13 protein-coding genes are annotated in these 14,567 nt (G+C 72.7%); 3 read left to right on the forward strand and 10 right to left on the reverse strand.

Going from position 1 to position 14,567, the window contains the following annotated elements:
• Positions 1-167: 167 nt before the first annotated feature.
• Positions 168-812, reverse strand: coding sequence for a TetR/AcrR family transcriptional regulator (locus V6R91_RS32425; protein ID WP_336398774.1), 645 nt, complete (start codon positions 810-812; stop codon positions 168-170).
• A 171-nt stretch (positions 813-983) separates the two neighbouring features.
• Here V6R91_RS32425 and V6R91_RS32430 point away from each other — a divergent pair, with 171 nt between their 5' ends.
• Positions 984-3,980 carry an efflux RND transporter permease subunit gene (locus V6R91_RS32430; RefSeq protein WP_336398775.1) on the forward strand — a complete coding sequence of 999 codons (2,997 nt, stop codon included), beginning with the start codon at positions 984-986 and terminating at the stop codon, positions 3,978-3,980.
• Positions 3,977-6,130: a YhgE/Pip domain-containing protein gene (locus V6R91_RS32435; RefSeq protein WP_336398776.1), complete on the forward strand. Its 2,154-nt coding sequence runs from the start codon at positions 3,977-3,979 to the stop codon at positions 6,128-6,130. The genes V6R91_RS32430 and V6R91_RS32435 overlap by 4 nt, the downstream gene beginning before the upstream one ends.
• Before the next feature lie 272 nt (positions 6,131-6,402).
• Here V6R91_RS32435 and ccsB read toward each other — a convergent pair whose 3' ends face one another.
• From ccsB to V6R91_RS32460, 5 genes are read right to left on the reverse strand one after another with little or no spacing between them, the layout of a single operon-like run.
• Complete coding sequence (gene ccsB / locus V6R91_RS32440) at positions 6,403-7,401, reverse strand: c-type cytochrome biogenesis protein CcsB (protein ID WP_336398777.1); 999 nt, start codon at positions 7,399-7,401, stop codon at positions 6,403-6,405.
• Between the two features lie 9 nt (positions 7,402-7,410).
• Positions 7,411-9,147 (reverse strand): cytochrome c biogenesis protein ResB, encoded by a 1,737-nt coding sequence (gene resB / locus V6R91_RS32445; protein WP_336398778.1) that lies wholly within the window; start codon positions 9,145-9,147, stop codon positions 7,411-7,413.
• Between the two features lie 40 nt (positions 9,148-9,187).
• Positions 9,188-9,958, reverse strand: a complete 771-nt coding sequence (locus V6R91_RS32450) for a cytochrome c biogenesis CcdA family protein (RefSeq protein WP_271060315.1) — start codon at positions 9,956-9,958, stop codon at positions 9,188-9,190.
• The gene (locus V6R91_RS32455) at positions 9,955-10,593 is read right to left on the reverse strand and encodes a TlpA family protein disulfide reductase (protein WP_336398779.1); all 639 of its coding nucleotides are present in this window, start codon (positions 10,591-10,593) and stop codon (positions 9,955-9,957) included. Before V6R91_RS32455 ends, V6R91_RS32450 begins: the two co-directional genes overlap by 4 nt.
• Before the next feature lie 23 nt (positions 10,594-10,616).
• On the reverse strand, positions 10,617-11,048 hold the full coding sequence (locus V6R91_RS32460; protein ID WP_336398780.1) for a helix-turn-helix domain-containing protein: 432 nt from the start codon (positions 11,046-11,048) through the stop codon (positions 10,617-10,619).
• A 52-nt stretch (positions 11,049-11,100) separates the two neighbouring features.
• Here V6R91_RS32460 and V6R91_RS32465 point away from each other — a divergent pair, with 52 nt between their 5' ends.
• Positions 11,101-11,997, forward strand: a complete 897-nt coding sequence (locus V6R91_RS32465; protein WP_336398781.1) for an NAD(P)/FAD-dependent oxidoreductase — start codon at positions 11,101-11,103, stop codon at positions 11,995-11,997.
• 69 nt (positions 11,998-12,066) lie between these two features.
• Here the strand turns inward: V6R91_RS32465 and V6R91_RS32470 are convergent, their stop codons facing one another.
• The 4 genes from V6R91_RS32470 to V6R91_RS32485 all read right to left on the reverse strand — a co-directional run bounded on the left by V6R91_RS32470 (position 12,067) and on the right by V6R91_RS32485 (position 14,565).
• A complete protein-coding gene (locus V6R91_RS32470; RefSeq protein ID WP_271060312.1) occupies positions 12,067-13,095 on the reverse strand; it encodes a DUF368 domain-containing protein in 1,029 nt (342 codons plus the stop codon).
• Positions 13,096-13,148: 53 nt separating this feature from the next.
• Positions 13,149-13,382: a helix-turn-helix domain-containing protein gene (locus V6R91_RS32475; protein ID WP_271060311.1), complete on the reverse strand. Its 234-nt coding sequence runs from the start codon at positions 13,380-13,382 to the stop codon at positions 13,149-13,151.
• Positions 13,382-13,858, reverse strand: coding sequence for a DUF2975 domain-containing protein (locus V6R91_RS32480; protein WP_336398782.1), 477 nt, complete (start codon positions 13,856-13,858; stop codon positions 13,382-13,384). The genes V6R91_RS32475 and V6R91_RS32480 overlap by 1 nt, the downstream gene beginning before the upstream one ends.
• Positions 13,859-13,926: 68 nt before the next feature.
• Positions 13,927-14,565, reverse strand: coding sequence for a histidine phosphatase family protein (locus tag V6R91_RS32485; RefSeq protein ID WP_271060309.1), 639 nt, complete (start codon positions 14,563-14,565; stop codon positions 13,927-13,929).
• Between the last annotated feature and the right edge of the window lie 2 nt (positions 14,566-14,567).

A 14,567-nucleotide genomic window follows, 5' to 3' on the forward strand; every position in this document is an offset into this window, starting at 1 on the left:
TCGGGCCTGGCGGGAGCCGACCGAAGGACGGCGGGGGACCGCGCGACGGACGAGGCCATCGCGCAGCGGACCGCACCCACACCGCGGACCGAGCCACGGATCAGCCCCGGGTCACCGCGTTTCGACTCGTCGCTGCGCTCCTCGCCCAACGACCGGGCACACCCGCCTCAGCGGTCGGCAACCGGGCAGTCGTCGCCGAGCAGGAGCTCCACCACGGCGCCCAGCTCGGTGCTCGCGCCCCGGCGCAGGCGCTCGGCGTCCAGTCCCGCCATCGCGCCGCGGACGGTCCAGCCCTCCCACGCGATCATGAGCATCCGCGCGGCGGCGCCCGGGGACACCCGGAGCGTCATGGTGCCCGACTCGACGATGTCGGAGATGATCCGGGCGATCCCGTCCACCATCTCCTGCTCCTGCTGCAGGTACGCCCGCCCGAACGCCGCGTCCCGCAGCGCGTGGATGCGGATCTCGCTGAGCAGCATGACCCCGAGACGGTCGTCGTTGCCGGTGTCCATGACCTGCTGGACGAGCTGGGTGACGTCGCAGCCCTCGTCCAGTGCCCCGGACGCCGTCATCTCCGCCACGCGATCCCGCACCGCACGGAGCCGTTCGTTGCCGACGGTCCCCGCGAGCATGAGGAACAGCTCGTCCTTCGACTCGAAGTTGGAATAGAAGGCGCCGCGGGTGAAGCCCGCCCGCTCGCAGACGGCCTCGACGGTCGCACCGTCGAGCCCGGACTCGGCGAACACCTGCGCGGCGGCGTCGAGCAGGCGCGCTCGTGTGTTCTCCCTGCTGCGCGTCGACGTCGTCGACATCTTCCACCTCCTGATCGGCCCGGCCCCGTCGCCGCCGACCTCTGGTCGATCCTCGCATGAGGGGCGGGACGGATTCACACCCCGCGCACAGAATGCGAGAGGGCCACCAGATTACGATACATTGACGTATCGGATACACGACTGTATCGAACTTTCCCGGGAGGAACCCCCGTGTCCACACTGCTGTCCTCACTCGGACGCTGGTCGTTCCGCCACCCGTGGCGCGTGCTCGTGTCGTGGCTGATCGTCCTCGGGATCGCCGGTGCCGGGGCGCTGACACTCGGCTCGGGAACGGACAACACCTTCTCGATCCCCGGCACCGAGTCCCAGGCCGGTCTGGAGCAGCTGGAGCGCACCTTCCCGCAGGTCAGCGGGACGAGCGCGCAGTTCATCGTCGTCGCCGCCGACGGCGACCGGGTGACCGACGACGCCTATCGCTCCCCCATCGATGACGCCGTGGACGAGCTCGCGGACCTCGACGGGGTGCTCGCGGCGACCTCGCCGTTCGACGAGAACATCGCCGGGATGGTGAGCGAGGACGACACCGCCGCGATCGTCCGGCTGCAGTTCGAGGGCCAGGCCACCGACGTGACCCCCGCGACCGAGGACGCCCTGCGCGGCGTGGTCGCGGACCTCCAGGACGAGCTGCCCTCGGGCTCGGAGACCGTGCTCGGCGGGGATCTGTTCGCGATGTCGATCCCGGCGGTCACGATCACCGAGGCGGTCGGCCTCCTCATCGCCTTGCTCGTGCTGATCGTGACGTTCCGCTCGTTCGTCGTCGCGGGTCTTCCGCTCCTCACGGCGGTGCTGGGCGTGGGGATCTCGATGGCGGCCATCTTCGCCGCGACCGCCTTCGCCACGGTGTCGTCCACCACTCCCCTGCTCGCCCTGATGCTGGGCCTCGCGGTGGGGATCGACTACGCCCTCTTCATCGTCGCCCGCCATCAGGACCAGGTCCGCGCCGGGGTGGATCCGGAGGAGTCCGCGGCCCGCGCCACCGGCACGGCGGGCTCCGCCGTCGTCTTCGCCGGGGTGACCGTCCTCATCGCCCTCATCGGCCTCGGCTTCGCGGGCATCCCGTTCCTCACCACGATGGGCATCGCCGCGTCGGTGGCGGTGGCGATCGCCGTGCTCATCGCCGTCACGCTGACGCCCGCCATGCTCGGTTTCGTCAAGGGCCGCGTCGCCGGCCGGGCCAAGAGGCCCTCACGACGCGCCCGCAAGGCCGGCGCCAAGACGGGCGCCGAGGACACGGCTGCCGCCGAGACGGCGCACGACGCCCCCGCCCGCGAACCCGCCGCCCGTCCCTCGTTCTCCGAGCGCTGGGTCGCCGGGGTCACGCGGCGGCCGATCCTGGTCGCGCTCGCTGTCGTCCTCGGTCTCGGGATCGTCGCGGTGCCGGCGGCGAACCTCGCCCTCGCCCTTCCGAACGCCGGGGTCCTCCCGCAGGGCTCGGAGGCCCGGGAGAACTACGACCTCACCGCCGAGCACTTCGGTCCCGGCTTCAACGGACCGCTGATCCTCACCGGTACGATCGTCACCTCCACGGACCCGCTGGGCCTGATGGAGGATCTGGGCGATGCCGTGGAGAAGGTGCCCGGCGTCGCCGAGGTGGCCCTCGCCACCCCGAACGAGACCGCCGACACCGGCATCGTGCAGATCATCCCGACGACCGCCCCGGACGCGCCGGAGACGGCGGACCTCGTCCGGGAACTGCGCTCCCACCACGACGAGTGGCTGGACGAGTTCGGAGTGGACCTGAAGGTCACCGGCTTCACCGCCGTGGCGATCGACATCTCGGATCAGCTGGGCGCCGCGCTCCTGCCGTTCGGGATCTTCGTGATCGGCCTGTCTCTCGTCCTCCTCACGATCGTGTTCCGCTCGATCTGGGTGCCGATCACCGCCGCGCTCGGCTACCTCCTGTCGATCGTCGCCGCCTTCGGGGTCGTCTCGGCCGTGTTCGAATGGGGCTGGTTCGCGGACCTCCTGCACGTCGCCCGCGTCGGCCCGATCATCAGCTTCATGCCGATCGTCCTCATGGGAGTGCTGTTCGGCCTGGCCATGGACTACCAGGTGTTCCTCGTGTCGCGGATGCGCGAGGACTACGTGCACGACCCCGACGCGAAGCACGCCGACCGCGCCACGCGCCGCGCCGCCGCGGTCCGGGCGACGCGCACCGGGTTCGCCGGATCCGCCCGCGTCGTCACGGCGGCCGCGCTCATCATGTTCGCCGTGTTCGTGGCCTTCGTCCCGGAGGGCGACTCGTCCCTCAAGCCGATCGCGCTCGGGCTCGCCGCGGGCATCGCGATCGACGCGTTCCTCGTGCGGATGACGTTGATCCCCGCCCTCATGGCGATCCTCGGCGACCGCGCCTGGCGGATCCCGGCGTGGCTGGAGCGGATCCTGCCCCACGTCGACATCGAGGGTGAGGCCGTGGAACGGGAGCGAAGCCTGCGGTCCTGGCCCGGTGACGACGCGGTCGTCGCCGCGGACGACCTCGCGATCGGCGACCGCCATCCCGCCCTGCGGAGCGTCTCCCTGCGACTCGCTCCGGGTGCCGCGCTCGTGCTCACCGGCGCCGACCCCGTCGCCCGTCGGACGCTGGCCCTCACGCTCGCCGGACGCGTCCCCGCGTCCGGAGGCCGCCTCCGCGTCGCCGGCCATCTTCTTCCCGGCCGCGCGGCCTGGGTCCGCGCCCACGTCGGCTGCGTCGTCGCCGAGACCTCCGGGGATCCGCTCGCCGACCTGCGCGACGCTCTGCGCGGCCGCACCTCGCTCGTCGTCCTCGACGGCTGGGACGCCCTCTCCCCCGCGGACCGCGATCAGGCCGCCGCGCTCCTCCGGGACGCCTCCGCCCGACTGTCGCGCGCGGCCCGCGATCCGCTCGCCGTCGTCGTCACCGCCGCCACGGCGTCGGACGCGGCCGCCGCGCTGACCGACGCCGGATGGCGCACGGTCGTCACGCACGACCTCGCCCTTCCCGCACCGCTCGCGCGCCGGTCCTCCTCCGTGGATGAGCCCGACGAGGCGTCGAGCTTCGCCGTGCTCGGCCTCCCCGGCCCCGACGAACCGGACGACGGCCGCTCCGATTCCCCCCGCACCGATCCCGCCGGCCACGCCGAGGCAACCGCTTGGGCCGCACCGAGCGAGCAGAGTGAGACGAAATGACCACGCGCTTGTCCTCCCTCATCGAACGGGCGCGCTCGCGCCGCCCCGTCACCTGGCTGACCCTGCTCGGCGTGCTGCTGCTGCCGGGGCTTCTCGGGGGCGCCCTCGTCGCCGCTCTGCAGAACCCCACCGAGAGACTCGAGGAGATGACGGCCGCGATCGTCAACCTCGATGAGCCGGTGGAGATCGACGGACAGCTCGCCCCGCTCGGCCGACAGCTCGCCTCCGGCCTCGTCGAGGGCTCGGACGACGCGGACTCGAATCTGACGTGGGTCATCTCGAACGAGGACGACGCGGCATCCGGGCTCGCCAACGGCACCTATCAGGCGGTCGTCACGATCCCCGAGGACTTCTCCTCCGCCGCGACCAGCGGCGGGCGCGCGATCAACGACACCGACGTGACCGCCGAGAAGGCCAGGATCTCCGTGAGCACCGCTCCGGAGGCCCGTGTCGCTGACGGGCTGATCGCGGACCAGATCGCGCAGACCGCGGCGACGACGATGGGCACCGCGCTGTCCGAGACCACCCTGGAGAACGTGCTCCTGGGCTTCACCACGCTGGGCGACCAGATCGGCGAGGCCGCGAACGGCGCCGACACGCTCGCCGGGGGCGCCCGGGACGCCGCGACCGGCGCCGCGAAGCTCCCCGACGGGGCGACCCAGCTCGCGTCCGGTGCGGGCGAGCTCGCCACCGGCGCGGACGGGCTCGCGACCGGTGCCGCGCAGCTCGGCGACGGCGCAGGGCAGCTCGCCGGCGGCGCGGGACAGCTCGCCGGAGGGGCCGATCAGCTCGCCGGCGGCCTGGACACCATCGCCGCGGGAACCCGGGACGCGCAGTCCGGCGCGGCACAGCTCGGCGCGGGCCTCACCGGCGGAGCCGACCAGCTCGAGGCCCAGGGCATCGTCCCGCAGGAGCTCCTCGCCGCGGCGGACGGCGCCGCGCAGGCGACCTCCGGGGTCGCGCAGGGCGTGACCCAGCTCGCCCAGGGGCTCGACGGCCTCAACGCCGCGTGCGCGCTCCAGGCGACGCCGGAGTTCTGCGCGCAGCTCGCCGCCGTGTCCCAGGGCGCGGCCCAGCTCCAGGACCCCGCCGCCCAGGCCGCACAGGCCGCCGGCGGCACGTCCCAGGGGCTCGCCCAGCTCGCCCAGCAGGCTCCTGCGCAGATCGCCGGGCAGATGCGGACCGCCGGGTCCGCCGCCTCCGAGCTCGCCGCGGGCCTCGGTCAGCTCGCCGACGGCACGGACCAGAGCGCGAGCGGCGCCCGGAACCTGTCGCTCGGCGCGACCGGTCTGCAGAACGGCGCCACGGGGATCGCCGACGGCGCTCACCGCCTCGCCGACGGGGCGACGCAGCTCGGCGACGGGGCACGACAGCTCGGCGACGGAGCGACCCAGCTCGCCGACGGCGCGACGGCGCTGAGCGGCGGGATCGGTCAGCTCGCCGGCGGCACGAGCGACCTCGCCGCGGGCCTGCACCAGGCCGCCACTGCGCTGCCCTCGTACTCCGACAGCGAGGCCTCCTCGCTCGCCTCCGTCGTGTCCTCGCCGGTGGATGCGGAGGCCGAGGATGCGCTCTTCGGGCCGACCGCGATCCCGCTGCTGGCGGCGGTGGTCCTGTGGTTCGGCGGACTGGCGTCCTTCGTCGTGATGCGCGCGGTGACCGCGCGCGCCCTGACCTCCCGTCGCTCCTCGGCGTCGTTGGCCGTGCGCGCGCTCGCCCCCGCGGCGGCGCTCGGCGCGGGCCAGGGGCTCCTCGTGGCACTGATCGTGCAGACGGTCGCGCGGTACGACGCGGGCCACTGGTGGGCGTTCGCGGGGATCGCGATGCTCGTCGGGGTGGCGTTCGCCGCCGTGAACCAGGCGCTCGTCGCGGTGCTCGGCGGCGCGGGGCGCTGGCTCGCCGCGATCGCCGGGGTGGCCGCGATCGCCGCCGGGATCATCTCGACCCTTCCGGGCTGGCTCGCCGGGGCCGCGGGCTTCCTGCCGACCACCCCGGCCGCCACGGCGCTCCTCGTCGGCGACGGCGCGGGGGCGGCCATCACGGGCGTCGTGGTCTGGGGCGTGCTGTCGTTCGTCGCGACGATCCTCGCCGTCGTCCGCCGCCGCACCACGAGCGCGGAGGCCCTGGCCGCCGCCCCCGCCGCGGCCTGACCCGTCCTCCGCCCGTCCTCCGCGGCCCCGCCCCGCCCGGTAGCGCCCCGCCCCGTGCCCAGGGGCCCGGATCCCCCTCGCCACAACGTCGAAACCCCCTCTCCCCGTCGAGACCCCTCAGAAATGCGCGTTTAGGAGGGGGTCTCGACGACAGGAGGGGGTTTCGACGCATCCGCGGCGCCGGGCTCGCGGAACGGACACGGCGCCGGGCTCGCGGGGCGGACGCGACGGCGGGCTCGGGGAACGGGCCGGCGACGGGCCCGCGGAACGCGTCAGTTCAGGCCGGAGTAGGCATGCAGTCCCTTGAAGAACATGTTCACGATGGTGAAGTTGAACAGGACCGCGGTGAAGCCCACGATCGACAGCCACGCCGACCGGTTCCCGCGCCAGCCGCGCGTCGCACGAGCGTGGATGTAGCCGGCGTAGAGCACCCAGATGATGAACGTCCAGGTCTCCTTGACGTCGAAGCCCCAGTACCGGCCCCAGGCGTCCTGCGCCCAGATCGCGCCGGCGATGAGCGTGAAGGTCCAGAAGATGAACCCGACGGTCGCGAAGCGGTAGGCCAGGCTCTCCAGCCGCTCCACCGTCGGGAGCGTCGCGAGGAAGCCGGGGCCCGTCTTCGGCTGGTCGCCGAGGATCCGCAGCTCCCGGCGGGTCTGCATGAGCTGCAGGACGGAGAGGGCGAACGCGAGCGCCAGGAACGCCGTGCCGAGCGAGGCCACGAAGACGTGGATCACGAGCCACACGCTCTTGAGCGGATCCATCAGCGGCGTGACCTCGACGTAGAAGCTCGTCGTCGCCCCGCCGAGCAGCACCACGATCAGGCCCACGATGAAGGTGCCGAGGTACTTCAGGTCCATGCGGATGTTGACCGCGAGATAGACGGCGACGATGAGGAGCGTGCCGGTCATCGCGAACTCGTACATGTTCGACCACGGCACGCGCTCGGCCGCGATGCCGCGAAGGATCGTCCCGGCCAGGTGGAACAGGAAGCCCAGAGCGGTCAGCGACGTTCCGATCCGGCCCATCACATAGCGCGGCGCGGATGCCGTGTCGGTCGGGACCGGGGTCGCTCCCCCGCCCTTGCCGGCACCGGTGCTCGCGGCGCCGGCGGACACGCCGACGAGCTCCTGCACCGCGGGCGCGGCGAGCTTCCGGTCCGCGGCGCGCTGCGAGCGGTGCGCCAGGTCGAACGCGTAGCACACGAACGCCGCGGCGTACACGGCGATCGCCGTCCAGATCAGCAGCACCGACAGGGAGTCGAGGTCCATGGTCACAGCCTACTTTCGGGGGTTCTCGGACGCATCGGGGGCGGACGCCGCGGTCGTGCCGCCGTCGGCGTCGAGGAGCCGCTCGTGCCCCTCGGCGAGGTCCTTCACGGCGGCCGCGAGGGTCGGGTCCTCCCCGCGGGCCAGCGCCGCGTACTCCAGGTGGACGGCGCCGTCGACGACGACGGCCTTGACCCACATCCGACGGCGCGGGACGAACAGGGCGAGGAGGAGGCCGACGACCGCGAGCACCGCGAAGACGAGGACCCAGACGGCGGAGGCGTCGTGGTGCACCTGCAGGGACACGTAGCGGCGCACGGACTGCGACGCGTCGGTCGCCCCCTCGGACGACTCGTCCTCGAAGGTGACGGATCCGAGGCCCCCGGGGAGCTCCTGCGTCTGCCCCGGGGTGAGCTCGATCGAGTCGACGCCCGTGTCTCCGCCGGTGAGCTGGGTCATGTCGGTCGGGTCGAGGACGTACACGGACCGCGGGGTGCCGTCGTCGATCCCCAGGTCGCCGGAGTAGACGTTGAGCGTCAGCGTCGGGTTCACCAGCGCCGGGTACACGGAGGTGAGCGCCCCCGTCTCCAGCGCGGCGGCGGTCGGGTAGAAGAAGCCGACCATGCCCAGCTGCTCGGGCATCCCGTCGGTGATCTTCACGACGCCCAACGACGTCATGGTGGCGTTGTTCTGCGGGAGGAAGGGCACCGGCCCGTGGAAGGCGACCTCCCCCTCGGCGTTGCGGACGGTGATCGTCGGCGCGTAGCCGTTGCCGAGCAGGTAGACCTTGTCGCCGCGCACGTCGAGCGGGTGGTTCACGCGCACGGACTCCTGACGGGGCTCCCCGCCGGGCTCTCGCACCGTGACGTTGGCGGAGAAGTCTCCGGCCTGGCCCTGCGCCGACTCCCCCCAGGGGACGTAGGTCACGTCGAACGAGTCGAGGGTCATCGCGTAGGGGGCCAGGGCGCCGTCGGCCACGTATCGGCCCTTGTTCATCGACGAGTAGTCGAGCAGCGTGTTGACGAAGGTCTCCCCCTCCGTCATGACGCGCTGCCCGGTGTAGGCGAAGCCGCCGCCGACGCCCACCGTGACGAGAACGCCCAGGAGAGCGAGGTGGAACAGCAGGTTGCCGGTCTCGCGGGCGTAGCCGCGCTCGGCGGACACCGAGAAGCCGCGCTTGTCGTCGTAACGCTCGACCCGGTAGCGGAGGGCGCGCAGCTGCGACTGCGCGATGTCCACGGCCTTCTCGGCGGCCGCGGCGGCGTCCGCGCCCTCCGGGACGGATCGGACGGCCTCGCGGTGGTCGTCGAGGCGCTTGAGCCGGATCGGCGTCCGCGGCGGGCGGGAGCGCAGCGCCGTCGCATGGTGCTTGATCCGCGGGATCACGCACCCGATCAGGGACAGGAACAGCAGCAGGTAGACGGCCGAGAACCACGCCGAGAGATAGACGTCGAACATCTGGAGCGCGTCGAGGATCGGGAAGAGGTCCGGGTTGTCGGCCTTCCACTGCGTGACGCCGTTGGGATCCGCCATCCGCTGCGGGAAGATCGACCCGGGGATCGCGGCGATCGCGAGGATCAGCAGCAGCACGAGTGCGGTGCGCATCGACGTGAGCTGACGCCAGCCCCAGCGCAGCCAGCCCACGATACCGAGCGCGGGCGAGGTCACCCGGTCGTCGCCGTCGATGTGGTCGGACGGACGCAGCGGATCCGAGCTGCGCGCATGCGACCCCTTCCGGGGCTTGTTCACGTGAGTCTCCTCGTCACGGGGCGTTCCGGGCTCGGGCGATTCAGAGCGGGACGGTGACACTGCCCATCACCGCCCCCAGTCGTGACATGACGTCGGTCCAGATGCCGGTGACCATCAGCACGCCGAGGAGGATCAGCAGGACGCCGCCGATGATGTTGACGGTGCGGACGTGCCGGCGGAGGAACCCGATCGAGCGCGCCGCCCAGCCGAAGCCGAGCGCGGCGAGCAGGAACGGGATCCCGAGCCCGAGCGAGTAGGCGACGCCCAGCAGCGCGGCCCGCCACGGGTCGCCGAGGTTGAGCGCGACGGCCATGATCGCCGACAGCGTCGGACCCATGCAAGGCGTCCATCCGAGCCCGAGCGCGACCCCCAGCAGCGGAGCCCCGACCAGGCCCGCACGGCCGCTGAGGTTCACCCGCATCGTGCGCTGCGCGAAGCCGAAGAGACCGATGAACACGAGCCCCATGAGGATGATCACGGCGCCGAGGACGCGGGTGATCAGGTCTCCCCACTGCAGCAGGAACATCCCCGCCGCGCCGCCCACGACCGCGAAGGCCACGAAGACGGCGGTGAAGCCGGCGATGAAGAGGAGGACGCCGAGCACCAGCCGTGCCCGCGTCGGCGCCGCCGGCGCGTCGGCGCCGGGGCGCGGGGCACCGGAGGACGGCGCCACGGCTCCCCCCAGGAAGCCGAGGTACCCCGGCACCAGCGGCAGCACGCACGGTGACAGGAAGGAGACGAGGCCCGCGAGCATCGCGACGGGGATCGCGAGCCAGAGTGCGCCGAATCCGACGAGGGCGTCGACGTTCACGCCTTCTCCGCGAGGGCGTCCTTGACGAGGGTCGAGAGGATCGACGCTTCCTCCAGCTGCCCGACGATCCGCGCCGCGACGCGCCCCTGGCGGTCGAGCACCAGGGTGGTCGGCGTCGCCTGGATGGTCGTGGCCTGCGCGAAGGCGAGCTTGGCCTCGCCGGTGTTCACGTCGATGAGGCTGGGATAGGTCACGCCGTACTGCTCCGCGAAGGCGCGCGCGGTGTCCGCCTGGTCGTAGGTGTTGACGCCGATGAACGACACGTCCTGGTCCTGGTACTCCTGCCAGACCGCCTCGAGGTCCTTCGCCTCGACGCGGCAGGGACCGCAGGCGGCGTACCAGAAGTTCACCACCACGACGTCCCCGGCGACGTCCTCGCTGGAGAAGGAGGAGCCGTCCTCGAGCGTGCCCCCGTACTCCACCGGCTCCGTGCGCTGGTCGGCCGGGATCTCGTCCACGCGGAGACCCGCGGCACCGATGTACCCCTTGTTGTCCCCGGCGAGGTACTGCTCGGTCGCCGGGTCCTGCGCGCAGGCCGAGAGACCGACGGCGAGGGCGACGCCGATCGCGGCCGCAGCGGAGCGAAGGAGGCGGGTTCGGACGACGCTGCGATTCGGGCGCAGGGAGGGTGACACGCTGGGAATCCTACGTCCGATCCCTATGCGTGAGCGGAGAGGGAGCCGTTGCCGAAGCCCGCGATGATGTCGTCGACACCCGCGCGGAACCGGGGGCAGGCCATGATGTCGTGCGCCTCGCAGCGCAGCGCGTGCTCGGTCATCGCTCGCGAGCGGCGCATGTCCTCCATCCGCCGATCGAGGTCGGCGAGGTGGGCGTGCAGGACCTCGTGGCGCCCGGACGAGCCGTTGTCCAGCAGATGCGCGATCTGGTCCAGGCTCATCCCGGACGCCTTGCTCCGGACGATCACGGCGATCCGCGCCACCTCCTCCTCGCCGTAGCGGCGCCGCCCTCCCGCATCGCGATCCGGGCTCAGCAGGCCGACCGCCTCCCAGTGGCGCAGCACGTTCGTGGGCAGCTCGAACCGGGCCGCCACCTCTCCCACCGACCAGGGACGGTCCTCGCTTGACTTCATGTTGACATGAAGTCACACACTGGTCCGGAACGCAACCGAGGAGGAGAGATCCATGGACGACGCCATCGTGATCGGAGCGGGGCCGGCAGGCCTCCAGGCCGCGCTGACCCTGGGCCGGATGCACCGCAGCGCCCTGGTGCTGGATTCCGGCGAGTACCGCAACGGCCCCGTCGCGCACATGCACAACGTGATCGCCAACGACGGCACGCCGCCCGCGGACTTCCGCCGCACGGCGCGCGCTCAGCTGGAGGAGTACGGCACGGTCCGGATCGAGCAGCGGACCGCCGTCGCCGCCGCCGCGGAGGACGACGGCTTCCGGGTCGAGCTCGCCGACGGCCCGGCGGTCCGCGGCCGGCGCCTGCTCCTCGCCACCGGCCTGGTCGACGAGCTTCCCGATGTGGCGGGGCTCGCGCCGCTGTGGGGCCGGCGGGCGTTCTCCTGCCCGTTCTGCGACGGGCACGAGTTCGCCGGGCGCCGGATCGCCGTGATCGGGACCGCCGCGCCGCACGTGCTGGGGATGCTGCGCCCCCTCGGCGTCGACGCGACCGTGTTCACGGTCGGCGCCGGTCCGACCGACGAGTTCCGCACAGCGGTCCAGAGCCTCGGCGCGGCGATCTCCTCGGCTCCGGCGAGTGCCGTGACCGAGTCCGGCGGCGACGTCGTCGTGCACGCCGGGGAGACCGCGACCCCGGTCGACGGGATCTTCGTCGCCGGCACCGCGCCGCGCCAGCGCGCGCCGTTCGCCGCGCAGCTCGGACTGCGGATGCTGCCCTCGGGCGCCGTCGAGATCGACGACTTCGGCCGCACCTCGGTGCCCGGCGTCTTCGCCGCGGGAGACAACGCCCACCGCGTGACACTGCCGGGCGTCGTCGCCTCCGTGGTGATGGCCGCGGCGGCGGGCCAGATGGCCGCGGCGGCGATCGTCCAGGAGCTCGCCGCGGGGCACTGAGGCCGGGGCACTGAGGCCGGGGCGCTGAGGCTGGGGCGCCGACGTCGGGGCGCCGTGCGGGCGGCGGGCTCAGGCCGGACGCGCGGCGCCCTGCTCGACCCCGGCCGGGAGCCCGGATCGCCGCGACAGCCGGTCCTCGACCAGGATCATCGCCGCCACGATCGCGGCGCCGGCCAACGCGAGCAGGACCGGCGTCAGCACGTCCCCTCCGGGCGGAAGGAGGACGCCGACGCCGTCAGCGTCCCCGGAGGGCGAGGTCTGCCACGGCCACAGCGCGCGCAGCGAACCCACGAGCAGACCCGTCATCGCCACGAGAGTGGCTCGCCGGTGACGCCGCAGGAGCCAGCTCATGCCGCGCACGATCGTGACGAGACCCACGAGCGCGCCGGCCGCGAAGACCGCGATGTAGCCGAGATCGCGGGACGAGAGCGCCTGCAGCGTCGTCGAGTACAGCCCGATCGCGAGCAGGAAGAAGGACCCGGACACCCCGGGGATCACCAGGGCGCAGACCGCGATCGCGGCCGCGGCGAAGACGAGCCACATCGGCGGCTCCGCCAGGGTCTCGCCCTCCGCGAGTCCGATCAGCAGGAACGCGCCCACCGCCGAGAGGACGAAGAGGACGACGTCCGTGAGGCGCACCGGGCCCCGGTCGCGCGGATCGGCGGAGTCCGGAGCAGAGGCCCATGCCATGCGCAGCGGCACGATCAGGCTCGCGGCGACCAGCCCGAAGAACAGTCCCCGGGACGCGACGGGGTTCGCGGACACCAGCCCTTCGACGACGCCGGCCAGCGTCAGGACCATGGCGGCCATCCCGACGAGCACCGGCCCGACGAGCCACCAGTCCGTGCGCCGGAGCTCCGCGCGGACGCCCGAGGCACGGTCGGGACCGCGCACCAGCCGCGTCATGGCGGCCATCAGATGCGACACCGAGGCGATCAGCCGCTCGTACACCCCGGTGATGAGGGCGACCGTCCCCCCGGAGATCCCGGGGACGAGCTCGGCGGCGCCGATCAGCGCCCCTCGGACGAGGTTGAGGATCACCTGCGGCGCGGTGGCGGAGCGCAGGGACGGAGTCGGCGGCTCGGGAGTCGTCGGCATGCCGGTCACGCTACCGGCGCCACCTCGGGATCTCCTGCGGACGGCGCGTGCCCTCAGCGCTCCCGCGCGGCGCCGGGCTCGGGGTCCGGCTCCCACGCGAGGAGGTCGCCCGGCTGGCAGCCGAGCACGCGGCAGATCGCGTCCAGCGTGGTGAAGCGCACCGCCTTGGCCCGCCCGCTCTTGAGCACGAACAGGTTGGCCGGAGTGATCCCGACCTCCTCGGCGAGCTGCGCCACGCTCATCTTGCGCTTGGCGAGCTCCACGTCGAGATTCAGCACGATGGCCATCAGACCACCTCGGCCATCTCGCCCTCGAGCCGGGTGGCCTTCACGAGCAGCCCGCGCATCACGACGACGAGGAGCATGGCGGCCAGCGAGCCGAAGGTCGCGACGGACAGCACCAGGACCAGGCCCGGCGCGAGGATCCCGACGGTGCCGGACAGCACGAACGCCACCGCGCTGAGGAGGGCGAACACGCCCAGACTCACGATCACCGCGTCCACCCAGCGGAACGACGCCGCCTGGAAGACCCGATCGGCGGCGGCCATGCTCAGCAGCCGCCACAGGCACACGAGCACGACCTGGGCGCAGAGCACCATGACGACCGCGCCGACGATGCCGACGACCTCCAGGTGCGCGGTCCCGGGGAAATGCGTCGCGACCTCGCGGGCGAGCGAGGGAATGGCCCAGACCTGCGCCATCAGGCAGACGGCGAAGAAGAGCACCAGGAGCGCCTTGAGCGCCCACACGACCGGCTTGGACATCTCGATCCTCTCGTTTTTCGATACTTTACTATCGAAAAACGATACTTACCTGCGAAGTTGCCGTATCCTCAGACCGCCCCGAGGTCGACTCCGGCGACGGCCGGTTCGGCGTAGTCGGTCTCCCGCCAGATCCCGCCGTCGCGTTCGAAGGTGGTCACGCTGGACAGCGCGCATCGGCGCGTCCGCGGGTCGTGCCGGAGCGGGCGCCCGGCCACGGCGAGGTGGGTGATCCAGATCGGGGCCTGGTGCGAGACGAAAACGATGTCCCCGTCCGGAGCGTCCGGCACGGACGCCTGCTCCCATGCCTCATCCATCGCGGCGCGCATGCGGGCGACGATCGAGACGTACGGCTCGCCCCAGCTCGGGACGGCGGGCCGGCGCAGATGCCGCCAGTTCGCGGGGTTGCGCAGCGCGCGGCGCATCTGCGTTCCCTCGAACACGTTGGTCGGCTCGATGAGACGCTCGTCCAGCGCGGGGGCCAGCCCGAAGGCCTCCGCGAACGGCGCCGCGGACTCCTGGGTGCGCTCCAGCGGCGAGCAGCGGAGCGTGAGGACGGGGCGACCGAGCCCGGCGACGTGGTCGGCGGCCGCCTGCGCCATCCGGTGACCGGCCTCGCTCAGGAGATAGCCGGGAAGACGACCGTAGAGCACGCGCGCCGGGTTGTGCACCTCGCCGTGGCGGACGAGGTGCAGGCGCTCGGCGGGCACGC

This window comes from Microbacterium sp. CCNWLW41, assembly GCF_037083505.1.